The sequence below is a fragment of the Janthinobacterium violaceinigrum genome, assembly GCF_009208555.1.
Taxonomy (GTDB): Bacteria; Pseudomonadota; Gammaproteobacteria; order Burkholderiales; family Burkholderiaceae_D; genus Janthinobacterium; species Janthinobacterium violaceinigrum.
The window spans coordinates 30,439-57,216 of sequence record NZ_WFLI01000009.1; the positions used below are offsets into that span (position 1 = coordinate 30,439).

At 63.1% G+C, this 26,778-nt stretch carries 22 protein-coding genes; 9 read left to right on the forward strand and 13 right to left on the reverse strand.

What is annotated here, in order from left to right:
* The first annotated feature begins 5 nt into the window (after positions 1-5).
* The 3 genes from GCN75_RS09875 to GCN75_RS09885 all read left to right on the forward strand — a co-directional run bounded on the left by GCN75_RS09875 (position 6) and on the right by GCN75_RS09885 (position 2,735).
* On the forward strand, positions 6-1,178 hold the full coding sequence (locus GCN75_RS09875; RefSeq protein ID WP_152282371.1) for a helix-turn-helix transcriptional regulator: 1,173 nt from the start codon (positions 6-8) through the stop codon (positions 1,176-1,178).
* Between the two features lie 143 nt (positions 1,179-1,321).
* Entirely contained in the window at positions 1,322-1,618 is a 297-nt protein-coding gene (locus GCN75_RS09880) for an ArsR/SmtB family transcription factor (RefSeq protein WP_152282372.1), read from the forward strand.
* A gap of 52 nt (positions 1,619-1,670) precedes the next feature.
* Positions 1,671-2,735, forward strand: a complete 1,065-nt coding sequence (locus tag GCN75_RS09885; protein WP_152258888.1) for an alkene reductase — start codon at positions 1,671-1,673, stop codon at positions 2,733-2,735.
* Positions 2,736-2,948: 213 nt separating this feature from the next.
* Here the strand turns inward: GCN75_RS09885 and GCN75_RS09890 are convergent, their stop codons facing one another.
* Positions 2,949-3,170 (reverse strand): hypothetical protein, encoded by a 222-nt coding sequence (locus GCN75_RS09890; protein ID WP_152282373.1) that lies wholly within the window; start codon positions 3,168-3,170, stop codon positions 2,949-2,951.
* A 250-nt stretch (positions 3,171-3,420) separates the two neighbouring features.
* Here GCN75_RS09890 and GCN75_RS09895 point away from each other — a divergent pair, with 250 nt between their 5' ends.
* Positions 3,421-4,032 (forward strand): 1-acyl-sn-glycerol-3-phosphate acyltransferase, encoded by a 612-nt coding sequence (locus GCN75_RS09895; protein ID WP_152282374.1) that lies wholly within the window; start codon positions 3,421-3,423, stop codon positions 4,030-4,032.
* Here the strand turns inward: GCN75_RS09895 and GCN75_RS09900 are convergent.
* The 12 genes from GCN75_RS09900 to tssK all read right to left on the reverse strand — a co-directional run bounded on the left by GCN75_RS09900 (position 4,029) and on the right by tssK (position 19,060).
* A complete protein-coding gene (locus GCN75_RS09900) occupies positions 4,029-4,589 on the reverse strand; it encodes a HupE/UreJ family protein (protein ID WP_226941252.1) in 561 nt (186 codons plus the stop codon). The two genes, GCN75_RS09895 and GCN75_RS09900, sit on opposite strands and share 4 nt — an antisense overlap.
* Complete coding sequence (ureG, locus tag GCN75_RS09905; protein WP_152282375.1) at positions 4,586-5,224, reverse strand: urease accessory protein UreG; 639 nt, start codon at positions 5,222-5,224, stop codon at positions 4,586-4,588. The genes GCN75_RS09900 and ureG overlap by 4 nt, the downstream gene beginning before the upstream one ends.
* Before the next feature lie 22 nt (positions 5,225-5,246).
* Positions 5,247-5,927 carry an urease accessory protein UreF gene (locus GCN75_RS09910; protein ID WP_152282499.1) on the reverse strand — a complete coding sequence of 227 codons (681 nt, stop codon included), beginning with the start codon at positions 5,925-5,927 and terminating at the stop codon, positions 5,247-5,249.
* The gene (ureE, locus tag GCN75_RS09915) at positions 5,927-6,451 is read right to left on the reverse strand and encodes an urease accessory protein UreE (protein ID WP_152282376.1); all 525 of its coding nucleotides are present in this window, start codon (positions 6,449-6,451) and stop codon (positions 5,927-5,929) included. The genes GCN75_RS09910 and ureE overlap by 1 nt, the downstream gene beginning before the upstream one ends.
* 13 nt (positions 6,452-6,464) lie before the next feature.
* Positions 6,465-8,165, reverse strand: coding sequence for an urease subunit alpha (gene ureC, locus GCN75_RS09920; protein WP_152282377.1), 1,701 nt, complete (start codon positions 8,163-8,165; stop codon positions 6,465-6,467).
* Between the two features lies 1 nt (position 8,166).
* Positions 8,167-8,496 (reverse strand): urease subunit beta, encoded by a 330-nt coding sequence (locus GCN75_RS09925; RefSeq protein ID WP_152282378.1) that lies wholly within the window; start codon positions 8,494-8,496, stop codon positions 8,167-8,169.
* 93 nt (positions 8,497-8,589) lie between these two features.
* The gene (locus GCN75_RS09930) at positions 8,590-8,892 is read right to left on the reverse strand and encodes an urease subunit gamma (RefSeq protein WP_034751936.1); all 303 of its coding nucleotides are present in this window, start codon (positions 8,890-8,892) and stop codon (positions 8,590-8,592) included.
* 41 nt (positions 8,893-8,933) lie between these two features.
* Positions 8,934-9,800, reverse strand: coding sequence for an urease accessory protein UreD (locus GCN75_RS09935; protein ID WP_193317439.1), 867 nt, complete (start codon positions 9,798-9,800; stop codon positions 8,934-8,936).
* Between the two features lie 144 nt (positions 9,801-9,944).
* Positions 9,945-12,149, reverse strand: coding sequence for an EAL domain-containing response regulator (locus tag GCN75_RS09940; RefSeq protein WP_152282379.1), 2,205 nt, complete (start codon positions 12,147-12,149; stop codon positions 9,945-9,947).
* 174 nt (positions 12,150-12,323) lie between these two features.
* Positions 12,324-14,489 (reverse strand): sensor histidine kinase, encoded by a 2,166-nt coding sequence (locus GCN75_RS09945; RefSeq protein ID WP_152282380.1) that lies wholly within the window; start codon positions 14,487-14,489, stop codon positions 12,324-12,326.
* Positions 14,486-17,551, reverse strand: a complete 3,066-nt coding sequence (locus GCN75_RS09950) for a sensor histidine kinase (protein ID WP_152282381.1) — start codon at positions 17,549-17,551, stop codon at positions 14,486-14,488. Before GCN75_RS09950 ends, GCN75_RS09945 begins: the two co-directional genes overlap by 4 nt.
* A gap of 162 nt (positions 17,552-17,713) precedes the next feature.
* A complete protein-coding gene (tssK, locus tag GCN75_RS09955; RefSeq protein WP_152282382.1) occupies positions 17,714-19,060 on the reverse strand; it encodes a type VI secretion system baseplate subunit TssK in 1,347 nt (448 codons plus the stop codon).
* A gap of 181 nt (positions 19,061-19,241) precedes the next feature.
* Here tssK and tssF point away from each other — a divergent pair, with 181 nt between their 5' ends.
* Genes tssF through GCN75_RS09980 form a run of 5 tightly spaced genes read left to right on the forward strand, consistent with a single transcriptional unit; the run spans position 19,242 to position 26,777 of the window.
* Positions 19,242-21,047: a type VI secretion system baseplate subunit TssF gene (gene tssF / locus GCN75_RS09960; RefSeq protein ID WP_152282383.1), complete on the forward strand. Its 1,806-nt coding sequence runs from the start codon at positions 19,242-19,244 to the stop codon at positions 21,045-21,047.
* Positions 21,011-22,036 (forward strand): type VI secretion system baseplate subunit TssG, encoded by a 1,026-nt coding sequence (tssG, locus tag GCN75_RS09965; protein ID WP_152282384.1) that lies wholly within the window; start codon positions 21,011-21,013, stop codon positions 22,034-22,036. Before tssF ends, tssG begins: the two co-directional genes overlap by 37 nt.
* 29 nt (positions 22,037-22,065) lie before the next feature.
* The gene (locus GCN75_RS09970; RefSeq protein ID WP_152282501.1) at positions 22,066-22,320 is read left to right on the forward strand and encodes a PAAR domain-containing protein; all 255 of its coding nucleotides are present in this window, start codon (positions 22,066-22,068) and stop codon (positions 22,318-22,320) included.
* A 12-nt stretch (positions 22,321-22,332) separates the two neighbouring features.
* A complete protein-coding gene (locus tag GCN75_RS09975) occupies positions 22,333-24,927 on the forward strand; it encodes a type VI secretion system Vgr family protein (RefSeq protein WP_152282385.1) in 2,595 nt (864 codons plus the stop codon).
* Complete coding sequence (locus GCN75_RS09980; protein WP_152282386.1) at positions 24,924-26,777, forward strand: esterase/lipase family protein; 1,854 nt, start codon at positions 24,924-24,926, stop codon at positions 26,775-26,777. The genes GCN75_RS09975 and GCN75_RS09980 overlap by 4 nt, the downstream gene beginning before the upstream one ends.
* Position 26,778: the final 1 nt, after the last annotated feature.

Below are 26,778 nucleotides of genomic sequence, written 5' to 3' on the forward strand. Positions count from 1 at the left end.
TGCCTATGACGCCATCGCTCGCCGTCGCCAGCCAGGCGCTGATTACCCTGATCTACGACGCGGCCACGCGGCATGGCGCCTGGTCGCATTTCCTGGCCGCCTTTGCGCAACAGCTGCAGTCGCACGCGGGCTTGATCTGGGCCAATGATTTCAGCAACCGCTCGGTCGACGTCCAGCTACCGGGCAGCGGCCTGGCCGCCACGTATGGCTTCGAAGCGCACGCCCTTGCCAGCTTTGCCAGTTATTACGGCGCGCGTAATGTGTGGCTGGAAGACGCCACCCTGCACCGCGAAGGGGCCGTCGTCACCGGCTCCATGCTGTTTCCCGACCATTGCCTGAAGAAAACCGAATACTGGACGGACTGGCTGCGCCCGCAAGACATCTTTTATACGGCGGCGGCCATCGTCGAGCTGCGCGCCGAGCGCTCCACGAATGTCACCGTGGTGCGCCGCGAACAGGCCGGCGCCTACGACGGGGGCGAGCTGGCGCTGATCCGCACGCTGATGCCGCACCTGCAAACGGCTTTTGCCTTGCAGCGCAAGCTGCGCCGGCTGGAAATGCTGTCCCAGAGCTCCACCCAGGTACTGGAACTGCTGCCGTTCGGCGTGCTGCTGCTGGATGCCACGTCGCAATTGCTGTACGCCAACGAACGAGCGCTGGCCATGACGGCTGCGACGCGGCTGCTGCAGCTGCGCGAAGGCGCGCCCCTGTATTGCCCGCGCGAAGCGGACAACGGCGCGCTGCGGCGCCTGCTGCACGAGGCGGCGCAAACGGGCACGGCAGCAGCAGGCGGCCCCGGCGGCGTACTCAAGCTGAACGGATTGACGGGCGAACAGCTGCGCCTGCGCGTCACGCCCCTGCCGTCCTGGCACAGCCCGTTCGGCGCGGCCAGCGCCATCGCCGTTTTCCTCAGCGACAGCAGCGACCTGATCACCTCGCTGGCGGCCACCCTGCGCAATTTCTACGGCATGACGGTGGCCGAGGCGCGCCTGACGGAAGCGCTCGTCAACGGCTATTCCTTGCAGGAATACGCCGATCGCCAGCGCATTTCCATCCATACGGCGCGCACGCAGATCAAGAGCGCCACCGCCAAGGCCGGCGCCCAGCGCCAGGTGGACCTGGTGCGCATCGTGCTGACGGGCCCGGCCGTACTGCAGCGCAATCCCCTTCCCGCCTGACGCCCCCCCAAAAAAACGGGCGCCGCCAGCACGCTTTTCATTTATATCGTAAGATAGATATATCGTAAAACAGCGATATTAGAATTGAACAACTACGATATATACATCGTTGAAAAGCGAATTATATGTTCAGGAGAAACAACATGGATATCGACGCCATCCACAAGGCGCTGGCCAACCCGGTGCGCCGGCAGATTCTGCAATGGCTGAAAGAGCCGGAGCAGCATTTTCAGGAACAGGACCACCCGCTGCACCTGGGCGTGTGCGCCGGCCTGATCGACCGCCGCCTGAATCTGTCGCAATCGACGGTGTCGGCGCACCTGGCCATCCTGCAAAAGGCGGGCCTGATTTCAGCAACAAAAGTGGGGCAATGGAGTTTCTTCAGCCGCAATGAAGCCATTATCCAGGCCTTCCTCGAACACATGCAGCAAGGTTTGTAAGCACCTCCCGTCTCAACGCCGCCTGACCGGCCCCCACAAGGAAATGACAATCATGGCAACTTTATTCGATCCCATCACCATTGGCAGCCTGCAACTGAAAAACCGCATCATCATGGCGCCGCTGACGCGTTCGCGCGCCGGCAACCCGGGCCGCGTGCCCAACGCCCTCATGGCCGAGTACTACACGCAGCGCGCGTCGGCCGGCATGATCATCTCGGAAGCGACGGCCGTCACGCCGCAGGGCGTGGGCTATGCCGACACGCCCGGCATCTGGTCCGAAGAACAGGTGGAAGGCTGGAAGCAGATTACCAAGGCCGTGCATGACGCAGGCGGTCTGATCGTGCTGCAGCTGTGGCATGTGGGCCGCATTTCCGCGCCCGTCTTCCTCGATGGCGACCTGCCCGTGGCGCCCAGCGCCGTCAAGCCGGCCGGCCACGTGAGCCTGGTGCGCCCGAAACAGGAATTCGTCACGCCGCGCGCGCTCGATACGGAAGAAATTCCCGGCATCGTGGCAGCCTACCGCCTGGGCGCCGAGAATGCAAAAAAAGCGGGCTTCGACGGCGTGGAAATCCATGGCGCCAACGGTTACCTGCTCGACCAGTTCCTGCAAGACAGCACCAACTTGCGCACCGACAACTACGGCGGGTCGATTGAAAACCGCGCCCGCCTGATGCTGGAAGTGACGGATGCGTGCATCGAAGTCTGGGGCGCCGACAAGGTGGGCATGCACCTGGCGCCGCGCCGCGATGCGCACGACATGGGCGATTCCGACCCGCGCGCCACTTTCGGCTATGTGGCACGCGAACTGGGCAAGCGCGGCATCGCCTTCATCTGCGCGCGCGAAGCGCTGGGCGAAGACCGCCTGGGCCCTTACCTGAAACAGGAATTCGGCGGCGTCTACATTGCCAACGAGAAAATGGACAAGGCGGCGGCCGAAACCCTGCTGGCCAAGGGCGAAGCGGACGCCGTGGCCTTTGGCCTGTGGTTCATCGCCAACCCCGACCTGCCCATCCGCCTGCACAGCGACGCGCCATTGAATCCGCTGAATGCGGACACCCTGTACGCGCCCGATGCTGCCGGCTACACGGACTATCCGGCACTGGCGGCCCAGGCTTAAGCTCAGGCTCAGGCTTAAGCTCAGGCTCAGGCTCAGGCTTCAGCAACAGCGCACAGCGCCCAAAGACAGCGCGCAAGGCGACAGCACTGCGGGCAGCAGCTGGCTGCGCATCCCCCAGGCGGCGGACGCCACAGCATCAACGCAACAAACTGCGTGGTGCGCGTGGCGCCCGCCGCCGTATTTTGGGTGCCGTTCCCCCGCCCTTCAGCGCATTCAGCGCCATCGGCGCCGTGCCGGCCGGGCCGGACGGCGCGCCTGCACGCTGCTGAAGACACGGCGTATCACGTCGGCCGGCACGGCATGCTCGCGCAGGTAAGCCGTCGCCACCGTCCTGCCCAGGGCGTGATGAAACGCCACACCCCGCTCGACGAGCTCGGCCATCACTTTGTCCGTTCGGACATACTCTTCAACCACATCCTCGCTACTGTTTTTCATGCCACGGCTCCATGTCTGGTGGATCAGCACTGCATCAAGTTTTGACCACATTGGGCGCACTTAGTGCCCGACACAGTGCGCAAGCATGGTTAAAATAGCAGCAGCACCCGTCCCGACACCGCATGAATAGCGGCCTCGGCTGCTTGTCGCCACCGCCAGCCCCGTATAGAATGCCTGCGCAGAATTTTTGCTTCAAGGAAAATGGCCACCAGCGCCATCCCATTAAGAACAGTGTCACTGAAGGGTATCAATGGACGATTTATTTGTACAAGCGGGCGACTTGCCGACCTGGCACCAGCGCTGCGCGCTGCGCGTGCTGCATCTGTTTGGCTGGCGCATGCGCTTCCGTCCCCTGCCGGGACCGCGCGGCATCGCCGTCGTCTATCCGCACACGTCGAACTGGGATTTCATGGTGGGCCTGTTCGGCAAATGGGCGCTGTCCCTGCCGTTCCGCTGGCTGGCCAAGGACTCCCTGTTCCGCGGCCCCATGGGCAAGGTGCTGCGCTACCTGGGCGGAGAACCCGTCGACCGCAGCACCACCAGCGGCACCATCCAGCGCCAGGCCGAACGCATGCAGGCGGCCGACTGGTACTGGCTGGCCATCACGCCGGAAGCGACGCGCAGCTACCGTCCGAACTGGAAAAGCGGCTTCTATCACCTGGCCCTGGCCGCCAAGGTACCGCTGTTGCTGGTGTACATAGACTACCCGAACAAGGTGCTGGGCGTTGTCGACCATCTCTATTTGACGGGCGACAAGGACGCCGACATGGCCGCCATCGCCGCCGTGTACGCGGGCCACCAGGGCTTGCACCCGGAAAAGGCGGCGCCCATCGTGCTGTCCGAGAAGCGCCCCGGCGCTTAATTCATCCCCATCAACACCACGCCGGCGGCCGTCAAGGCCACGCCGGCCAGGCGCAGCACGCGCTCGGCCAGTACCTGGCCGACGAAACGTCCCGCAAACAGCAGCATGGCCGACGCCAGCAGGAAGCCGCACGCGGCCGAAGCGGCCGGCAATTCCTGGCCATGCGCATTGCCGTGCGCGAGTGCAAACACGCCCACGAGCAGCATGCCCAGCCAGTTCGGCACGGCCAGCGCCAGCGCGATGGCCAGCCCCACCAGCGCCACCGTGGCGGCAATGCCTGTTTCCAGCCCGGGAACACGCAAGCCCGCCATGCCGGCCAGCGCGCCCAGCAGCATCATGCCGAGAAAGGTGGCGGGCTGGGCCAGGCCGCTCCGCTGCTGGCCGCCCCAGATGCCCACACCCAGCATGGCCAGCAAATGGTCGATGCCCGTGAACGGATGGGCGAAACCGGCCAGGAAGCCGGCACTCTCGCCGTGGCCGGGGTGGGCCATGGCAGGCAAGGCCAGCAGGCACAGCGCGGCTGCGGCAGCCGTTTTCGTCATCAGTCTTGCATTCATTGCAGCTCCTCGCCTGGTTGGTCGAGCAAACCTTGCTCGCGGATAAAATCGATCACGACCTGCACGCCGTCGCCGCTGCGCAGGTTGGTAAACACGAAGGGACGTTCGCCGCGCATGCGTTTCGCATCCTGGGCCATGATGTCCAGGTTGGCGCCCACATACGGCGCCAGGTCCGTCTTGTTGATGATGAGCAAATCCGAGCGCGTGATGCCGGGCCCTCCCTTGCGCGGGATTTTTTCGCCGCCCGCCACGTCGATCACGTAAATCGTCAGGTCCGACAGTTCCGGGCTGAAGGTGGCGGCCAGATTGTCCCCGCCCGATTCGACCAGGATCAAGTCGAGATTCGGAAAATCGGCCTGCATGCGCGCGATCGCTTCCAGGTTGATGGATGCGTCTTCGCGGATGGCCGTATGCGGGCAGCCGCCCGTCTCCACGCCCATCAGGCGCTCGGCCGGCAAGGCGTCGGCGCGCAGCAGGATTTCCATGTCTTCCTTGGTGTAGATGTCATTCGTGATGACGGCCATGTCGTAGCGCTCGCGCATGCCCTTGCACAGCATTTCGCACAGCGCCGTCTTGCCCGAGCCGACGGGCCCGCCGATGCCCACGCGCAGGGGATTGGATGGTATTGAGGTCATGTTTGCTCTCTCATAAAATTATTCAGGAACGGTACAGCCGGCTGTACTGCACTTCGTGCCGCATCGACAGCAAGGACAGGCCCGGCGCCCAGTTGCCCATCTCGTCGTCGTGTAGCGTTTGCGCCGTCAGCGCGGCCGCTTCCAGGTCGGGCCGCAGCGACAGCAATAGCCGCTGGCCCGCCACCTGCCCCAGCGGCACGGATTTCACGCACACGAGCACCTGGTTTTCCGCCCAGGCAAACAGCATGGCCAGCAGCGCCTCTTCGCGCGGGATGGCCAGCGCCGCCACGGCGCACGCATACGCGGTGGGCAGCGCCACTTCCGGCTCGCCCTGCAGCATGTCGATCAAGACGCCGTCAGCCACGCCCAGTTCGGCCAGCAACTTGGTCAGCGAATAGCCCATCTGGATGGTCTCGGCGCGAAATTCCGCCGTGTCGCGCGAAGCGATGAAACGCTCGCTCCAGCGCTGCACGGCGCCCAGGTCCTGCGCTGCGAACGCCTGCATCAAGCGCCAGCACAGCGGTGCTTCCCAGCGCGCCACCACCTGCGCCAGGTGCTGGGCGATCCAGCCGCGCGCCGTGGCCGCATCCGTCACCTGGCCCGATTCCAGCGCCGCCTCCAGCCCCTGCGAATAGCTGTAGGCGCCGATCGGCAAGGCCGGGCTGGCGAACTGCAGCAGATGCAGCAGCGCCGACGCCTGCATCACGCGCTGCCCGGCGTATCACCGGGACGGTGGATTTTCTGCCGCAGCGGCACGGGCGCCAGCAAATGTTGGCCGTGGCCGTCGTGGTGGCCATGGCCGCCGCCATACGCGCCCGCCTCGGGCTCGAACGGCGCGCTTTCTTCCGTCACCGTCGCCTGCAAGCCCTCCAGCATCTCCTTGAGCACCACGTCCTTGCGGATGCGCAAAAAGCCGTCACCCACCTGCGCCTGCGTATGGCGGTTCCCCAGGTGGAAAGCGCAGCGCAGCAGGGTATGCGCATCGAGGCAGCGCACCAGGTAGGTCGGTTCGCGCGCGGCGACGATCTGCACCACCTGCCCTTCCGGTCCCGTCATGCGCTCGCCGTCGCGCAGCACCGTGCCGCGCACGGTGAACACGGCGACGTCCTCGCCATTCGACAGCACGGCACGCAGCCGGCATTTTTCGCGCTGGTCGTAGGGCAGCACCAGTTGGGCAACGGCGGCGCGGCCATCGTCAGCCGCCAGTTTGGTATGCAATGTGAGCATGCTTGTCTCCTGCCTAAAATAGAAAATAGCGCTGCGCCATGGGCAGCACGGACGCCGCCTCGCACACGAGCAGCTGGCCGTCGGCGCGCACGGCATAGGTTTCCGGGTCCACTTCCATGTGCGGCGTGGCGCCGTTGTGGATCATGTCGGCCTTGCGCAAGCCGCGCATGTTCTTCACGGCGATGACGGATTTGTTCAGTTTGAGCTGGTGGCCGATATCGAGCTCGCAGGCTGCCTGCGACACGAACGTAAACGACTTTTTCAGGCCGCCGCCGAAGGCGCCGAACATCATGCGGTAGTGCACGGGCTGGGGCGTGGGGATAGACGCGTTCGGGTCGCCCATCTGCGCGGCGGCGATCATGCCGCCTTTTAAAATCATCGACGGCTTGACGCCGAAGAAGGCCGGCTTCCACAGCACGATATCGGCGATCTTGCCCGCCTCGATGGAGCCGACCACGTGCGAAATCCCGTGCGTGATGGCGGGGTTGATCGTGTACTTGGCGATGTAGCGCTTGGCGCGGAAGTTGTCGCTGCGCGCCGTGTCGGGCGCCAGCGCGCCCCGCTGCACCTTCATCTTGTGCGCCGTCTGCCAGGTGCGCATGATCACTTCGCCCACCCTGCCCATGGCTTGCGAGTCGGACGACATCATGGAAATGGCGCCGATGTCGTGCAGGATGTCTTCCGCGGCGATGGTTTCGCGGCGGATGCGCGACTCGGCAAAGGCCACGTCTTCCGCAATGGCCGGGTCCAGGTGATGGCACACCATCAGCATGTCCAGGTGCTCGTCGAGCGTGTTGACGGTGAACGGGCGCGTGGGGTTGGTCGACGAGGGCAGCACGTTGGACTGGCCCACGGCGGCGATGATGTCGGGCGCATGGCCGCCGCCCGCCCCTTCCGTGTGAAACGTGTGGATGGTGCGGTCCTTGAAGGCGGCCAGGGTGTGCTCGAGGAAGCCGCCCTCGTTGAGCGTGTCGCTGTGCAGCGCCACCTGGATATCCATGCGGTCGGCAACGGACAGGCAATTGTCGATGGCGGCCGGCGTGCTGCCCCAGTCCTCGTGCAGCTTCAGGCCGATGGCGCCCGCACGCACCTGCTCTTCCAGGGGCAGCGGCAGGCTGACGTTGCCTTTGCCCATGAAGCCCAGATTCATGGGAAAGGCGTCGGCGGCCGCCAGCATCGCGTGCAGATGCCACGGTCCCGGCGTGCAGGTGGTGGCGGCCGTGCCCACGGCCGGTCCCGTGCCGCCGCCCAGCATGGTGGTCACGCCGCTCATCAGGGCTTCCTCGATCTGCTGCGGGCAGATGAAGTGGATGTGCGTGTCGACGCCGCCGGCCGTGACGATCATGCCTTCGCCCGCGATGATCTCGGTGGCGCCGCCGATGGCCAGGGTCACGCCCGGCTGGATGTCCGGGTTGCCCGCCTTGCCGATGCCGAAAATCAGGCCGTTTTTCAAGCCGATGTCGGCCTTCACGATGCCCCAGTGGTCGAGGATGACGGCATTCGTGATGACGGTATCCATCACCTCGGCCGCGCAGCGCTGCGACTGGCCCATGCCGTCGCGGATCACCTTGCCGCCGCCGAATTTCACCTCTTCGCCGTAGATCGCATAGTCATGCTCGATCTCGATGAACAGTTCCGTGTCGGCCAGGCGGATGCGGTCGCCCGTGGTGGGACCGAACATCTCGGCATATGCGCTGCGGGGAATGCTGGCCATCTCAATCCTTTCCTGGTGGAGTGTCTTGCAGTTCGCCCATCACTTCGCCATTGAAGCCGTAGACCTTGCGCTTGCCCGCCAGCGCCACCAGTTCCACCGTGCGCTGCTGGCCCGGTTCGAAGCGCACGGCCGTGCCGGCCGTGATGTTCAGGCGCATGCCGTAGGCGCGCCAGCGCTCGAAGGCCAGCGCCGGGTTGACCTCGAAAAAGTGGAAATGCGAGCCCACCTGGATGGGCCGGTCGCCCCGGTTGGCCACCACCACGGTGGCCGTGGCGCGGCCCGCATTGAGGCTGATTTCGCCTTCTTCCAATTTGTATTCGCCTGGTGTCATGAATGGCTCCTTCAAGGATCGCGTTACGCTTGCCGGCGGGTCGCCAGCGCAAAAACAGCCAGGGCGCGGGTGGCGCCCTGGCCGGTCAAAAAACTACGGTATCGGGTGGTGCACGGTCACCAGCTTGCTGCCATCGGGGAAAGTCGCCTCCACCTGGATATCGGGGATCATCTCGGCGATGCCGTCCATGACGTCGGCGCGCGACAGTATTTTCGTACCGTCCGACATCAGCTGCGCCACGGATTTTCCATCGCGTGCCCCTTCCATGATGGCGGCGCTGATCAGGGCCACCGCTTCCGGATAATTGAGTTTCAAGCCGCGCGCCAGGCGCCGTTCGGCCAGCAGCGCGGCCGTAAAAATGAGCAGCTTGTCTTTTTCGCGGGGAGTCAGGTCCATGGTTTTCCTTGCGTTTCTTTCCTGAATAAGTGTTCCAGATGCTAAGTGTTCCAGATGCGGGGCACGACGGCGGCGCGCCCCAGCGCGGCGGGGCGCAGCAGCTGCCAGGCGGCCAGCATGACGCGGCGCGCCGCCTCGCTGTCGCCGCACAGCAGGCGCACCACCACCAGCGATTTCATCTGCGTGGCGCCAAACAGGGCGCCGGCCGGCACGGCGATCTCGCGCAAGGCAGCCAGCACGGCGGGCGTCAGGGGGCGGCCAACGGCGATCAGGGTGGCGCATACCGTGTGGCCCGCCCATCCCAGGGGGCTGGCCATCAGGACGCCGCCGGCGGCCAGCACGCCCTGCTCCCACCACAGCAGCTTGCCGCCGCGGCGTATCTGCACCTGCTGGCTGATGCTGCCGGTGTTGAAAATTTCGCCCGAGGCGCTGCGGCCCAGGCAGACGATGTCGCAGCCGATGTAGCCCGCGTCCGCCGCCAGTTCCACCTCATGGCGCAGGCGCACGCAAGCCTGGTCGAAGAAGATGCTTTCCTGCGGCAGCCACTCGATGGCGGCGCCGCTGCCCGCGCGCAGCGCGATGTGCTGGCCCGAGACGTGGCCGTTCGCGCGGTACCATTTGGCGGCGCCCGGAGACGTGAGCAAGGCGTGCGCGCCCTCGCCCGCCGTAGCGTCGACGGCCAGCTGGTCGCCGCCCACCACGCCGCCGGGCGGGTGGATGATGATGGCGTGGCAGACGGCATCGCCTTCCGGATACAGGGGCTTTTGCACGCGCAGGGGGCCGCTGTGCGTGCGCTCGACCAGGCGACTGACGCCATCGTGCCAGGCAAATCCCAGGCGCAGCTGCGCGTGCCAGGCGCTATGCGCGCTGGCGCCGGGAGGCAGGATGGAATGGGTGCTGTCTGGCATGCGTCGCAATCGTATGAAGATACGACAAACAAAGCAGGATATGTGCCAGCGCTACACGGGGAAAAGGTGAGAATTGCGCACCGTCACGCGGCAGGTGCACCAGCATGGTGCAGCCATGCGTGCACGCCGCGGCGCTGTGCGCGTCTAGGCGACGGCCAGGGTGCGCCGTTCGCGCAGCAGCGCCGTCAAGGCGTCGGCGGCCAGGGGCCGGCTGAAATAATAGCCCTGCATTTCATCGCAGCCATGCTCGGTCAGGAAATCGACCTGTTCGCGCGTTTCCACGCCTTCGGCGATGACGCGCATGTCCAGGTTGTGCGCCAGCGAGATGACGGAACGGGCGATGGCCGCGTCGCTGCTGCTGGTGGTGACGTCATCGACGAACGATTTGTCGATCTTCAGCACGTCGATGGGAAAGCGCTTCAGGTAGCCCAGGCTGGAATAGCCGGTGCCGAAATCGTCGAGCGAAATGCCCACGCCGATATCCTTCAGGCGCGTGAGGGCCGCCACCGCCTTGTCCGGGTCGCCCATCACCGTGCTTTCCGTGATCTCGATGCCCAGGCAGGCGGGCGCGATGCCGTACTTGCGCAGGGCCGCCTCGACGAACGGCACCGTGCGGTCCTGCGCGAACTGCTTGCCCGACAGGTTGACGGCCACCTTGATGCTGCCCAGGCCCGCGTCGTGCCAGGCGCGGATCTGCGCGCACACGCTTTCCAGCACCCATTCGCCGATGGCCGTGATCAGGCCGTATTCCTCGGCCAGCGCGATGAACAGGCCGGGCGGCACCTTGCCCAGCACGGGGTTATCCCAGCGCAGCAAGGCTTCCGCGCCCAGCATGGCGCCCGTGCGCAAACACATCTGCGGCTGGTAGTGCACTTCGAATTCGTCGCGGCCGATGGCGCCGCGCAGCTGCTGCTGCATGGCCAGGCGGGCGCGGATATCGCTGCCCATGCGCTCCGTGAAGAAGGCGTAGTGGTCGCGCCCCATTTCCTTGGCGCGCACCAGGGCCGTGTCCGCGTGGCGCAGCACGTCATCGAGGCTGTCGCCGTCGGCCGGGCACATGGCGATGCCGATGCTGGTGGTCAGCGCCAGGCGCTCGCCATCGACGCTGAGTTCTTCGCGCAAGCCGGCCAGGATGGTTTGCGCCAGCCCCAGGGTGCGCCCCAGCAGGGCGTCGTCCTGCAGCAGGATCTGGAATTCGTCGCCGCCCTGGCGCACCACCGTGTCGCCTTCGCGCACGCAGCCGGACAGGAAGCGCGCCACCACCTGCAGCGCCTTGTCGCCCACGGCCTGGCCGTGCGAATCGTTGATGTTCTTGAAGCGGTCCAGGTCCAGGCACATCAGCACCACCTGCTGGCCGTCGCGCACGGCGTTCGCGCGCGCCTGCTCGAAGCGTTCGCGCAGCAGCACGCGGTTCGGCAAGCCCGTCAGCGCATCGTGGTAGGAAAGGAAATCGATCAGGTGCTGCTCGGCCTTGCGCTCGCTGATATCGAGGAAGACGCCCACGTAGTTGACGACGGCGCCGTCGGGGCCATGCACGGTGGAGACGCTGAGCAGGCAGGGATAGGTGTCGCCGCTCTTGCGCCGCGTCTGCACTTCGCCCGACCAGCAGCCGCTGCTGCGCAGGCCCTGGCGCATGGCCAGCAGCACCGCTTCGCCCGTGTATTCCGCATGCAGGCGCATGATGTCCGTGCCCACCACTTCCTGCGCCGCGTAGCCGGTAATGCGCGTAAAGGCGGGATTGGCCGTGACGATGACGCCGGCCGAATCCGTGATCAGGATGGCGTCCTGGGTGGCCTCGAAGACCTGGCCGGAAAGGCGCAGCAATTCCTCGTTGGCGCGGCGGATCTGCACTTCGCGCGCCAGGGTGCTGGCCACCTGCTCCAGTTCGGCCGTGCGTTCGGCCACGCGCCGCTCGAGGTTGGCGCGCTCCTGCGCCAGCTGCAGCTGCGCCCGCGCCAGGCGCACGTGCGCATCGGTGCGGGCCAGGATTTCCTCGGCCTGGAACGGTTTGGCGATGAAGTCGACGGCGCCCAGCGCAAAGCCGCGCACCTTGTCGTCCGTATCGTACTGGGCCGACAGGAAGATCACGGGCACCTGGCGCAGCGAGGGAATTTCCTTCAGGCGGCGGCACACTTCAAAGCCGTCGAGGCCCGGCATGCGCACGTCGAGCAGGATCAGCTCCGGCGGGCGCGCCTGGGCCGTCCACAGGGCCAGTTCGCCGTTCGGCGCCTGGCGCACCGCATAGCCGGCGCCGCCCAGCAAATCGCTCAACAGCTTCAGCGAAGCGGGCGTATCTTCAACGATCAGTACTTCGCCCTTCGAATTCACTTCCGAAAAATCGCGGTGCATGTAGCAGTTCTCTCAGCTTTGGATGAGGCGCGGCGGTCGGTTGCCACGCTGGACAAGACATTTCTTTGCGATGAACTACGTACCATCATCATAATCTTTATTGCAATTTAGCACCATCCATCCACGGCATTTTGGCCGTCTTTTCATCGAATCCGATGTTGTCAGCCCACACTTTCACGTGTGCGCCAGCACACCCTCGTCCTCCAGCAAGACGCACAGCTGGCGGTACTGATGCTGGTCGAGCATGGCTTGCAGCGGCGCCAGCACGGGCGCTGCCGCCGCAGGCAGGGCCGCCAGCAACAGGGCCACCCTGGCCAGGTTCAATTCGCGCAGCGCCACCAGCAAGGCTGCGCGCTCTTCCGGGGCCAGCAGCTGCAGGTCCGTCGCCTGCAATGCCGGCGGCAGCTGCGCCAGCGCCGGCATGGACTGCGGCACGGGTGCCGGCACGGGCGCCTGGGCCGCCTGCGCGGGTATGCTGAAACGGAAGGTGGCGCCCTGCCCCGGCAGGGACGTCACCGTCAGTTCGCCTTTCATCAGCTGCACGAATTCGCGCGAAATGGCCAGGCCCAGGCCCGTGCCATCCTTCGGTCCCGCGCTGTCGGCCTGCACGAAAGGCTCGAAGATGCGCTGCTGGTCTTCCGCGGCGATGCCGATGCCCGTGTCGCTGACGGCGAACGACAGCATCCATTGATCGCCGTCGCGCCGCTCGCCGCGCACGCGCAAGGTGACCTTGCCGCTGCCGGCGAACTTGACGGCGTTCGACATCAGGTTCAGCAGCACCTGGCGCAGGCGCGTCGCGTCCAGCAGCACCGCCGCCGGCAGGTCCGCGCAATCGAGGCGCAGGGCCAGGCCCTGCTGCTCGGCGCGCATGCCCAGCATGTCCATCACTTCCTGCAGCAGGGGCGCCAGCGCCACCACGGCCGTCTGCGCCTGCAGACGCCCCGCCTCGCCCTTCGACAGTTCGAGGATTTCATTGATCAGGGTGAGCAAATGATTGCCGGAGCGGTGGATGATGGCCAGGTTGCGCTTTTCATCGTCCTGCATATTGGGCGAGGCAGCCATCAGGCGCGAAAAGCCGATCACGGAATTCAGGGGCGTGCGCAGTTCATGGCTCATGTTCGCCAGGAAGGTGCTCTTCGCGCGGTTTGCCGCCTGCGCCTGGCTGACGGCCACCGACAAGGCGCTCGTGCGCTCGGCCACCAGTTCTTCCAGGTGGTGGCGGTGGCGCAGCAGTTCCAGTTCGGCTTCGCGGTGCGCCGTGATGTCGTAGTTGGAGCCCACCAGGCGCATGGGCTGGCCCAGCCCGTCGCGGAAGATCACGGCATCGGCCTTGATATAGCGGACGGTGCCATCGGGCCACAGGATGCGGTATTCGTGCGTGAATGCCTGGCCGGCGCCCAGCGCGGCGCGCAGGGCTTCCTTCGCGGCCGGCACGTCGTCCGGCATCAGCGCCGCGCGCCAGATCGCCGCCGGCGACATGCCGCTGGCCGCATCGGCCTTGAACTGCGCGTACATCTGCTCATCCCACTGCAATGCGTCGCTGCAGACGTTCCAGTCCCAGATGCCGATGCTGGCCGCGCCCGTGGCCATCTGCACGCGCTCCTCGCTGCGCTGCAGGGCGCGGTAGCGGCTGTCGAGCAGCGCCACCATGTCGCGGATGGAGCGGTACAGGGTGCGCAGCTCGCCCAGGAACCACGCTTTCGGCGGCGTGCCGAACGCTTCGCCCTGCCCCGCCTTGACGCCTGCCGCGTACTGGCCGATCGCCTTCAGGGGCTTGAGCATCAAACACCACATGAGCAGCCAGATGCTGGCCACCAGGATCACGTCGAGCGCCACGATCATGGCGCCGATGCCCAGCGCGCGCTGCTGCAGCTGCGCATGCAGCAGCGCCGGCGTCGCGTAAACGGCAACGCTGCCGATGACTTGCCCGCCTATCGTCACGGGGCGCCGCTGCACCAGCCAGTCGGGTTCGGCGGACAGCGTGGAGAGGCTGTCGATGGCGCCGTCCCCATTACGGCGCAGGACCAGCGCTTCCTTGCCGATGCCCGGCGTGAGGGAGCTGGCCACCAGGTCGCGCTTGCCCAGCATGCTGCGCATGATGGCCTGCATCTGCTTTTCGTCGAGATTCCACAAGGGCAGTTCGATGGCCACGGCCAGCTGGTCGGCGCTCACAGCCAGGCTGCGGTGCAGCTGCTGCCAGCGCTGCTCGCGTTCTGACTGGTAAAACAGCACGGCAAACACCAGCAGCAGCACGGTGACGACAAAGGTCAGGGCCACGCTGACGGCCAGCACGATGGATACGCCGCCCAGGCGCTCGCCTTTGGGTACATGCATCGTCATGCGTCTTCGCCCTGCGGCTCGCCGGCCAGCTGCGCCAGCAAGGCGCACAGGGGCTGGTACTGGTGCTGTTCCAGCATGGCGGCGATATGCGCGGCCAGCTGCGGCAGGCTGGTCGCCACGCCGGCCAGCACGATGGCGCTGCGCCGCAAGTCGAGGGCTTGCACCGATTCGAGCAGCGCCTGCCGCTCGGCCGCGCCCAGCTGGCCCAGCGCCTGCTGCAGGTCAAAGACGGCCGCCGGCACGCGCGGCGCCGCGGCGGCCGTGCGCTGGAAGCGCACGCCCAGTTGCTGCTCCAGCATGGCGAACAGGTGTTCCTGCTCGATCGGCTTGCGCAGGAAGCCGTCGGCGCCGGCCGCCAGCGCCTCCTGCTTTTCTTCCTCGAAGGCGGACGCCGTCATGATCACCAGCCGCGGTTGCGCCAGCGCCGTTTGTGCGCGCAGCCAGCGCGTCAGCGCCAGGCCGTCCATGTCCGGCATGCGCCAGTCGCTGAGCACCATGTCGTAGCGCTGCGCCGCCAGCATCGCTTGCGCCTGCGCGCCGCCCGCCGCTTCCTGCAGCTGGAAGCCCAGCGGCGCCAGCAAGCCGGCCAGCAGCTTGCGGCAGTTGTCGTCATCGTCGACCAGCAGCACCATGCGCCCACGCTGGGCCGGCGGCAGGCGCGCCACGCGGCCCGGCGCCAGCGCCGCGATGGCCGGCTGCTGCAGCACGGGCGCGCGCAGGTCGAAGCGGAAGACGGAGCCCTCTCCCAAGGTGGAATCGACGCGCAGTTCGCCCCCCATCAGGCGCACGAATTCGCGCGAAATCGTCAGCCCCAGCCCCGTGCCGGCCTGCGCCACGGCGCTGTCGGCCTGCACGAACGGTTCAAAGATGCGCTCCAGGTCTTCTTCCGCGATGCCGCTGCCCGTATCGCGCACGGCAAACGCCAGCGCCACCTGCCCATCGTCTGCCGCCTGGCACGCCAGCGACAGGGTCACGCTGCCCTGCTCGATGAACTTGAGCGCGTTCGACAACAAATTGAGCAGCACCTGGCGCAGCTTGGCGCCATCAAGGCGCACCAGCGGCGGTACGCCGGAACGCTCGAGCCGCAGCGCGATGCCCTGGTCGCGCGAACGCATGCGCACCATTTCCAGCACCTCGTCGAGCAAGCCATTCAAGTCCACGGGCCCCGCTTGCAGCTGCATGCGGCCCGCCTCGATTTTCGACAGTTCCAGGATGTCGTTGATTAGGGTGAGCAAATGGTGGCCGGCGCGGTTGATGATGGCCAGGTTATGCTTTTCTTCCTCGAACATGCTGCTCGAATCGGCCATCATCTGCGAAAAACCGATCACGGAATTCAAGGGCGTGCGCAATTCGTGGCTCATGTTGGCCAGGAACACGCTCTTCGCGCGGTTCGCCGATTCGGCTTCGGTGACGGCCACGGACAGGGCGGCCGTGCGCTGCTGCACCAGTTCTTCCAGGTGGTCGCGGTAACCGAGCAACTCCTGCTCGCTGTGCTTGCGCTCGGAAATGTCGACGATGCCGCTGCGCACCAGGCGCCGCCCTTCCATGGGCAGTTTGACCAGCCGCACTTCGCAGGGAAACACGCTGCCGTCGGCACGCCGCACATTGCGCTCGACGAGGATGGGTTCGCCCAGCATGGCGCGGCGCAAGTGTTCTTCCACCATCAGGCCCAGCGGCAAGGCGTCGGGCTGCTCCGCGCTGTACAGGTCGAAGGGTCCCTTGCGCAGCAATGCTTCGCGCGACAGGCCCAGCATGCGCTGCGCGCTGCTGTTGGCGTCGATGAAACGGTCCAGGTCCAGGTCGTACACGACGATGGCTTCGGGCGCATGCTCGACCAGGATCCGGAAGCGCTGTTCGCTCTCGCGCGCCTCGCTCTCGGCGCGGCGCAGACGCCGCCGCTGCAGCAGCAAGGCGCTCAGCAAGCCGGCCATCACGATGAAGACGCCGCCCACCAGCAGCACGGCGACGCGGTGCTCATGCCACAGCTGCGGCGGCCGGTTAATGAACAGGGTGTTCGGCGGCAGGCGGCTGATATCGGCATCCCAGCGTTGCAACTGTTCCCAGTCGTACATGGGCACCGGATGGGCCGGCGGCAGCAAGGCGCCCGGCGCGACAGGCGCCTTGCCTGCCAGCATGGCCAGCGACATCTGCGCCACCTGCTGCGCGGCCCGTTCGATGTGCAGGATGGAGCCGCCCAGGATGCCCTTGCCGACCGTCGCGTTATACATGCCGAAGGTGGGGACGTTGGCCAGCTGCGCCAGCTGCGCGGAAAACTGCACGGGCGTGGCGATGGCGCCATCCACGTCGCGGTTGACATTGCCCGCCACCAGCAGCGTGTCGGCAGGCAGGTGCGCCACCGCCGCGCGCATCTGTTCCAGGCTCAAGTCGTCGAGATAGCGCATGGCCACCTTGCCCTGCCACGCCTGCGCCGCCTGCTGCATGCTGCGCTTCAGGGCCTGGTCGGCTTCGCTGGCGCCGACGGCCATGACGATGGTCTTGGTCTCCGGGAACAGCGCCATGGCTTGCGCCAGGGTGCCGGGAAAATCCACATTCGCCTTTTGCTGCCAGATGGCCAGCGGGCTGCCGGCCGGCAAGGCCTTGCCCGAGGTGTTGATCGCCAGCACGGGCACGCCGCGCGCCAGCGGCGCCAGGTCCGACAACAGGAAATCGAGCGCCGGCTGCTGCATGGCGATGATCAGGTCGGCCTTGCGCCCCATCATCTGGGTGTATCTTAAAAGCAACAAATCGCGCATCTCGTTACGCAGCGCCGGGTCGCCCTGGGTATTGAGGTTCAGGTGCTCGACCATGATGTCTTCGCTGGCCAGGCCCGCGGCCACCATGGCGGCCACATAGGTGCGCGTGTACGATTCCACGCCGGCGCGGCCATAATCGTAAGCATTGAGGAACAGCACGCGCTGGCCGTGCTGCGGCGGTGGCGCGGCCGACAAGGCCACAGGCGGCGCGGCGACACAGAACGCCAGCAGCAAGGCGCGGCCGCAGCGGCGCACCGCCCTGCCCATCCCGCCACCAGGCCGCAAGCCGCCCGACACATCACGCATCATTCGCCATGCCCATGCTCACTCTCGCCTGTCACCATGTTTCAACTATGCGCCGACGGATCAGCCACCGACACTTACAAAAACATGATAACGTCAACTGCAGGGGCAAGTCTATTCCTTCGGGCAATCTTTTCACAATGCGCCCGCTCGCAATGCCGACCATCGTTACGCGGCGGTGCCGCTGATGCCGAACAATTCCAGCTTCAGCCCTTTTATGCCAGACGGCACATAAATCGCAATCGCCTGGGCCTTGATCATGCTGTCATAAATACTGCTTTTGTTGTCAATCGAAAAGTAGTAGGTATTGGGCCGCACCGGTACCTCGGCGGGCACTTGGGCCATATGGCGCAATTCAGCCCCCGGGAGCGCCCGGCCCAGCAATAGTTCGATATTGTCCGGAGACGAAATTTTGAATTGCAACGGCACGGTGGCGACCAGTTCCAGCGCCGGCATATCGGCGTTTACCGCAAGACAAAGTTCCGTCTGCCGGTCAATGCGCGTGGCATCGAGCAAACCGTGATAGTGGGTGTTTTGTTGCATATCGTTGGACAGCGCAATCGGGAAGTAACGCGACAGGAGCACCGTATCGATCAGGTCGCGAATGATGCCATCGAGCTTGCCGAAACCGGGAGCCGCGTCATCGTGACAATAAGCCGGCAAGTCGCTCAGTGCGTATTTTTTAGAAAACGTCATCAAGCCGCCGGCCAACGCCATCAATTTTTCAAACAAATACACGGGATGGTGGCGCCGGTAACTGGCGCAATGACTGAGCGTGGCGCTGGCCGTGCTCAAGGTATTGAGCATCCAGAACGAGGAAACATCCCCGCCATGAAATTCAACCGTATTTTTACCGGGCTGACGATGGCGGCTGTACAGCGCTTCAATTTTCGCCCCCATGCGGTCGATCAGCGAATCGAGCATTTTCGCCAGCGAGGATTCGGCGCTGATGGTCAGGCCAGGCGGAATGAAGGAGGTATCAACTTCGAAGCTGCCATTGCCTGCACGGTATAAACGGATGACCGGGATGGCAAGGTAATCACTCAGGGGATCCAGGTGCGACAGCAGATACACGCGTTTTTTCAGATAAGCCACGTCTATGCTGACTGCCTCACTGTACAGGTCCGGGGTTTCGATATCCGCCTGGGCATAGCGCGCGCCGGCAGAGTTCAAATTGCCGCCATGGGCCTGCAGCGTCGGCAGCGCGGCATAGAAAGTAAAACTATGTTCGCCGGAAGGCAACTTGGACAGGTCGACCGCACCAGGCAAGACATCGCCAAGCGGAGCGTCAAATATCTCGCCATCCTGAAAGACAAGCGACATGGCGTCTGCCCGCAAGCTATTGTTGGCCAATGCATCCGCATTCCAGCTGACGCCATGCACGCCCCATAAATGTGGATTAATCAATGACGCCAGACGTTGCAGGCGCGCTTCATGGTAGCGGTCCAGTTGCTGGAATTGCTGGGGACCGATAGCCAGGCCCTCGGACCAAAGTAATTTGGATGGCAAAGTCATTGCTTTCTCCATGTTGACCATTGAAATCTTGCTACCTTGCCAGTCTGATGTTGCCAGCTGAGAAGTCCTTGATGTTGCGCAGCAACCTCGTTCAATTATTTGCGCAAACGCAATTTGCCTTTGAGAAAACACTCGGATACTGACCGTTCCGCCGCAAAGACGCCAGGGAGGGAAGATAGAGATGGAGGACTTGCTGCCGTATTTCGAACGCGAACTGGTAATGCTGCGGCGACATTGCCGCGAGTTCTCCGAACGCTATCCGAAGATCGCTGGCAAATTACACCTGTCCGGCGAGTCTTGCGAAGATCCGCACGTCGAACACTTGATCGAATCGGTGGCCATGCTGGCGGCACGCATTTCAAAACGGCTCGATGACGACTATCCGCAATTTACCGAAGCCTTGTTCGAAGCCCTGTTCCCGCATTATCTGCGGCCCTTCCCATCGTGCACCATCGTGCGCCAGTCCGACCCGGCGGCAGGAGCGGGGGTATTGCACCTGCCGGCCGGCAGTGAAATGGACTCGACGCCCGTGCGCGGCGTGCGCTGCCGCTTCAAGACGGTGTACGACATGACAACAGGTGCATCGCTACTGGAAAGCGCGGTCTTCGATGCGATGATCAAGGCGCCACCAGGCGTGCGCCTGCCAGCATCAGCGAGTTCCTCGCTGAACATCGGCATCCGGCACCTCGGCGCCGCACCCGCATCGCTGCGCGTTTTCATCGATAGCGAAGCATCCTTTTCCGCCGCATTGCGCGATGCCCTGTTCATGCAGACGGTCTGCGCCTTCGTTTCAGTCGACGCGCTGCAATGGACGGCATTGCCCGCCGTGCCTTTGACGCCTGTCGGCTTCGCCGATACGGATGCCTTGATACCTTTCGGCGCTCGATCGCAGCCGGCGTACCGCATCCTGAGCGAGTTTTTTGTGTATCCGGAAAAATTCAATTTCTTTGACATCGATATCGCAGCGCTGAGCTCTGCCCTGCCGCCTGACTGCCAGCGCTTTACCCTGCATCTGTGCATGGCCGGTCTGCGCCCCGATTCCGCTACGGCACGCATGTTGTCCAGCCTCTCCAGCGAACACTTAAAGCTGGGCTGCAGTCCGGCGGTCAATCTTTTCCGCCAGGAAGGCGTGCCGATCTCCGTTACCAGGCAGAAAACCGACTACGCTGTGCTGGCACATGCCACCCATGCGCATGCTTACGAAATCGTCACCGTCGATGCGGTGCGTTTGCTGCGCCAACGGGGAGGCGAAAGCACGCTCACGGAATTTCGGCCGCTATACAGCCTGCGCCATGGCGAAGGTGCGGCGCAACAAGGCCATTACTGGGTCATACGACACGATACGGCTTTGGCCATCCGAAGTCCTGGTCATGAAAAGAAAATCACGCTGATCGATAGCGACTTCAATCCCTTGATCCATGAAAAGGCCAGCCTGTCGCTGTCGCTGACATGCAGTAACCGCGATCTTCCCCTTGCACTCAAATACGGCCAGCAACCAGGGGACTTGCAACCGTGCGGCGGCGGAGCGGCACTGCAGTTGTTGCGGCGTCCAAGCCAGCCCCGACGCTTTTCAGCCGGTGCGGGCCTGCACTGGCGCCTGATTTCGCATCTGGCGCTGAATCACCATGCACTGGTCCAGGAAGGCCTGCCGGGGTTGCGCGAAATGCTGACGCTGTACGACTTGTCCCAGTCGGCCACATCGCAACGCCAGATCAACGGCATCGTCGCGCTGGCGCATGCGCCGACCACGACATGGCTGCGGCACAAGCGTGGCACCTCGCTGGCGCATGGCGTGGAGGTACGCATCACGCTGGACGAGGAAGCGTTTGTCGGCAGCAGCATGTACTTGTTTGTGCAGGTAATCGATCACTTCCTTGGGCTGTATGTGCAAATCAACAGCTTCATCGAACTGGTGGTGCTGTCGCTGCGAAGCGGAGAGGAGCTGATCCGATGCAAACCAAGAAGCGGACTGCAGAATCTGGTGTAATCCAGCACTTGCTGGCCGAGCCATACCGCTATCAATTCGTGCAGGCGGTGCGAATTCTGCTGTGCTGGCTGCGGCGGCAGGACGTGGCCCATGCGCAGGCCTTCGGCCAGGTGTTGCGCTTCAAGAACAGCTTGTCATTGCGTTTTCCAGCCAGTGAAATCGAGAGGCTGTCGCTCGACGACAATGAACAGCTGAGCGTGATACCGACGTTCATGAGTTTTCTGGGCACCGGCGGCACATTGCCCCTGCACTACTCGGAACGCATCGCCGCCTACCGTTTGCTTACCAAAGACGCCGGCGTCCAGGCTTTCCTCGATATCTTTTCGCACCGCATGGTCGCGCTGTACTACCAGTCGTGGGAAAAGTATCGACTGGAATCCCCCCTCCAGACCCAGGCAAGGGATGAGCAACTGCCTTTGCTGTCGGCACTGGCCGGTGTGCAGCCCACTGCGCTGCCATCGGCAGACGAAGCTGACGCCGTGACACAGCACGTCGCGGCCTGGTACGCGGGTCAGCTGCGATGCCGCCCCGTCTCCGCGCAAGCGATAGCTCCCGTGCTGGCCGAGTATTGCGGCGTATCAATCGCCCTGCAACAATTTGTCGGTGGCTGGGACTATCTGGAAAAAAATCGGCGCAGCCTGCTAGGCAGTGCCAACTTTACTCTGGCGCGCGGCGCAACCCTTGGCCGTCGGCTTTGGCGCCATGACATGCGCGTCTGCCTGCATATCGGACCGCTGGATCCCGCCGGTCTGCAACGTTTCTTGCCACGCAGCGCAGGTGCGGCGGCACTGGCAAAGATGCTGGCGCTGTTTGGTGTACCGGACTTGCAATATGAAGTGCGGCTGATACTGAGTCCGCCCTGCATTACCCCCCTGCTCCTGAGCTCCCATCCGTCAGAAAGACGGCGCCTTGGCTGGACGACGTTTTTGCAGGCGGCACAAGGAAAGGTAAGCGGCGCCGAGGTGCGTTATTTGCTGCAGCTGGCTTGAACAGTTCATATCTGGAAAGCGAGGCAATCATGAAACATGCGGGACGCGGCGTCATCCGGCTCGGAGACGCAACCGATCATGGCGGCAAGGTCACCAGCGCATCGTCCGGCAGCACCGTGATGGGGAAAACCGCAGCGCTGGCCGACGACACGACCTTCTGCCCCAAGTGCAAGGGCAGCTTTCCCATCACGCCGGATGGTGCCGGCGCAAAACACATGGGCAAGCCGTACGCCTATGACGGCGATGCCACAGCCTGCGGCGCTCGTCTGATCTCATCGCTATAACGGAGGCAGGCCATGCATGCAAACATCCAGGGGACACTATCTGCCCCAGACCTCGCCGCGCAAGAGCAGCGCTTGCTGAAAATCGATTTCCCCCATGAAGACGGACCCGCCGGCGCCATCCTGCTGGTCAATTCGCTGACGGCCACGGAGGAAGTGTCGCGCGACTTCCGCTTCGAGGCAGAGCTGCTGTCCGATGACGCGCATATCGCGCTCAAGGCCATGATGGGCCGCATGGTGACCATTTCGATGGTGCGCGACGACGGAACGCTGCGCCACTTTAACGGCTATGTAGGCGAATTCTGCCTGCTGCGCGCTGATGGCGGCTTTGCGTGTTACCGGATGGTGTTGCAACCGTGGCTGGCTTTCGCCCGGCTGCGTCAGGACAATGTGTCCTTCCATGGGCAAAGCGTGATGCAGCTGACTGAATCGACGTTTGCCCACTACGAGCAGCGCGACTGGAAAACCAGCATCCATGGCGACGACCCGCAGATCACCTGCGCCAACCAGCACAATGAAACCGACTACAACCACCTGCACCGGCGCTGGGAAGCGCTGGGCTGGCATTACTGGTACGCGCACCGCGCCGATGGCCATACCTTGTGGCTCGCAGACAATAGCACCTTGGCTGACATGGTCGATACAACATCGGGTAACGGCGCCATGCGTTTCCACTCCGAATCGGGTTCCATGGAAGACGATGGCCTGCACCAATGGCAAGCCGTGCGCAGGCTCGGCTCCGGACAGCTGACCTTGGCCAGTTTCGATTATAAAAATCCACAGCCACGCCTTGCCAGCGGCTACTCCCTGAATCGCCAGGGTGATGTCTTTGCCCACGAACTGTACGAAAACACGGGCGCCTATGGCTATCAGACTGTCGATGATGGAGAGGTACTGGCACAACGCCGCATGGAAGAAAGCGACCATCTGCGCCAGTATTTCGAGGCAGCTGGCAATCACCGTAGCGCACAGCCTGGCCTTTGCTTCCGGCTCGATGGGCATTTCAGCGCCGAGGAAAGACGCTATCAACCTGGCCAGGAACGCCCGGACAATATCGCAGAACGCGAGTACCTGATCCTGTCAGCCGAGCACAGCGCCAGCAATAATTATCAGGCTGGCCCCAGCGCGCCCTCGCATTACGCGAACAAGCTGGTCTGCGTGCGCCGGGACATCCGCTGGCGGCCGGGCCGTGGCTACAACAGCACGCCATGCATCGTTGCCGGCGTGCAGACGGCGCTGGTCGTCGGACCGGCCGGAGAGGAAATCCATACCGATGCACTGGGACGCATCCGCCTGCAATTTCACTGGGATCGCCTGGGTGAATTCGATGAGCGCAGCTCGCCATGGATCCGGGTCATGATGCCGATGGCGGGCCCGCAAATGGGACAAATCGCCTTGCCCCGCGTGGGCCAGGAAGTCGTCGTGCAATTCCAGGACGGCAATATCGACCATCCCATCGTCATCGGTGTCGTCTACAACAGCGCCAATCCGCCGCCCTGGCAATTGCCGCAGCAACGTGCCCTGTCCGGCTTGCGCAGCCGCGAACTGGGCGCTCGCAGTGCCAACCACCTCGTCCTCGACGATACCAAGGGGGCGATCCAAGCACAGCTGCGCAGCGAACACCAGGACAGCCGGCTTTCATTGGGTCACATCACGCGCATCGACGACAACGCCGGACGCAAGGAAGCGCGCGGTGCGGGTTTTGAATTGGCCAGCAACGCCTGGGGCGCCTTGCGCGCCGCCAGAGGCATGTTGATCACCACCGAAACGCCGGCAGGCGCCGCCTCGGTCAAGCAGCTCGACGAAACCCAGGCCCGCCTGGCGCAAGCACGCCAGTTGCAGCAAGGCTTGGCCGGCATGGCCGTCGACGCTGGCGCGCAAGACAGCGCCGCACAACAAGGCGCCGTCGCCGAATCCATCCAGCGGCAAAACGCCGCCATCAAAGGTGCTGGCGGCGATTTCCCGGAACTGTCCGAACCGCATTTGCTGCTGACCAGCCCGGCCGGCATCGAGCTGAGCACAGCCCAGTCGATTCACCTGGCCGCTGGTGAACACGTGGCGCTCACCAGCAGCAAGAATATTTCACTCGCCAGCGGCGATAGCATCTTTGCCAGCATCGCCAAGACCTTCAGCCTGTTCGTGCACAAGGCCGGCATGAAACTGATTGCCGCCAGCGGCAAGGTATCCATCCAGGCCCACAGCGACGAGGTGGAAATCCTCGCCCAGAAAGTCTTGTCCCTGATCAGCGAAGCGGACTGGGTCAACATCAAGGGCAAGAAAGGCATACGCCTGCACGGCGCCAACCACATGCTGGAAATCAGCGACAAGGTGCAGTTCTTCACGTCCTCCCCCGTGCTCTTCAATGGCAACCTGGAAACCCTGGCGCCCAAGAGCGTGTCGCAGGAATTCAATGAACGGCCACACAGCAGTTTTGATCAGGAGGTCTTGCTAGTGAATGCCGACGATACGCCGGCCGTTGGCATTGCTTTTGAAATCCTGCGCGATGACGGCAACGTGGCTGGAAAAAGCGCGGAGGATGGTTCCACGCAACTACAAAAATCCACTGGCATGGACAGCTACATCATTCGCTACAAGGGAGAACTGCCATGAGCAAATGCGATGACTTGAATAACCGCGGCAATCACCCGGCAAAGTTTGGTCAGGGCGTGGGAGGATGGGCGGAACTCGCCGTTTCGATGACGGAAACAAAAGATACTGCTCGACACGACGTCACCGTGCCGCCAGGCAAAGTAATTCCTGTCATTTTCCTGCCAGGCGTGATGGGCAGCAATCTGCGGATGAGCAAGGTGCGCCAAGAAGAATTGCGCCGCCCAGACAATCGGGCTTGGCGGCCCGACGATATGATGGGTGCGGGGGGCAAGACGGCTGTCCTCACAGGCAATGGCTTGGGTGGCTGGTTCAAAGATGCTTCGCCACGGCAGCGTCAATTAGTGTTTGATCCCACAGAAACCGAGGTGGAGTACTACCATTACACCGAAAGCAACAGTCGTTTTGATCCAGATGGTGCGGAAACCAGGGCTGCAGATGCAAGGCATCAAAATGTGCCAGACAGCTTTACACCGATTCCTCCTTTGATGGGCACTAACAGGATCGCGACAACAACACGTCCGAATCAAGGTAGAGCCTGCTCATATCAAAGCCCAGCTCAAATAGCCCGTTGGCGAGGATGGAGTGAAGTGCTATTTGCTGGTGCGTACGGAACAATGCTACGGGCTGCCGAATTGCATCTCAATAACATGATTTCCGACGGCAAGCCACATCCTGTCTGGCGTCAGTCGAGTGGACTTGGCGCACTGCTTTTACAAGATCCCACAAATTTTGGCGCGTCATCTGGCAAAGCCATTAGCGTCAGCGATTTAAAGAAAATTTCTCCCTGTTGGTATCCAGTGCATGCGATGGGTTACAACTTTATCAAGAGCAATGGTGAATCTGCCGTCACGATTGCAGAACGACTACGCGGCCTGGTCAAAGGCTACCAGCAACGCGGCTTCAAATGCAACGAAGTCATCATCGTCACGCACAGCATGGGGGGCTTGCTGGCCCGTGCATTGATACACCCCAACTATGGAAAGATGCTTGATGATAAAGATGTAAAAATCCTCGGCATTTATCACAACGTCATGCCCACCATTGGAGCCGCAGGGGCGTATAAACGCATGCGTTTTGGTTTTCAGGAAAGAGAAGGTTCGATAGCAAAAATAGAGGCCAGCATTCTAGGGATTGACGGTGAACACGCCACTGCAATTCTGGCAAATGCACCAGCACCTTTAGAAATGATGCCAGGCGTGGCATATGGCCAGGATTGGCTAAAAATTGTGGATGCTCAGGATAAAGTTTTATGGAGTTGGCCTCGCGATAAGGGCACTGCACTGGAGAGCATTTACCTTCAGCCGCCCAATGCGTGGTGGAGGCTAATTAATCCACAATGGGTAAACCCCGCAGACCTCCCTCGTGAAAAAGGTGGCGGTATAGAAAAAACAATGCGTCGAATAAAAAACGCCGCAGAATTCTTATCATCCATAGAGAAAACCTTCCACCTAAATACTTACGCAAGCTATTGTTCATCCAGAAATTTTTTAAGTTACGGTGATGTCGTATTTAAATTGATTGACGGCCTTCACAGTGGCTCAAATGATCCCTGGAATAAATTCGAGCCGTTACCTGAAAAATGGAAACTACTTGAAGATGATGCCAAAGGACAACTCTCTGTTCAGGCCGGAGGGAAAATATTAAAACTAAGGCTACAGCCAGCCAGTGAACGCGGTGATGGGACGGTACCGTCAGACCGTTCTGCCCGGCATATTAAAGGCACGCTTTTCGTACATGGCATGGCAGAAGCGAATGGTTATGAACATCAGAACAGCTACGCCGATACAAATGTAATGGCATCCATGCTGTATTCCATCGTACAAATTGCCAAGATGGCAAAATGGGGGTAAG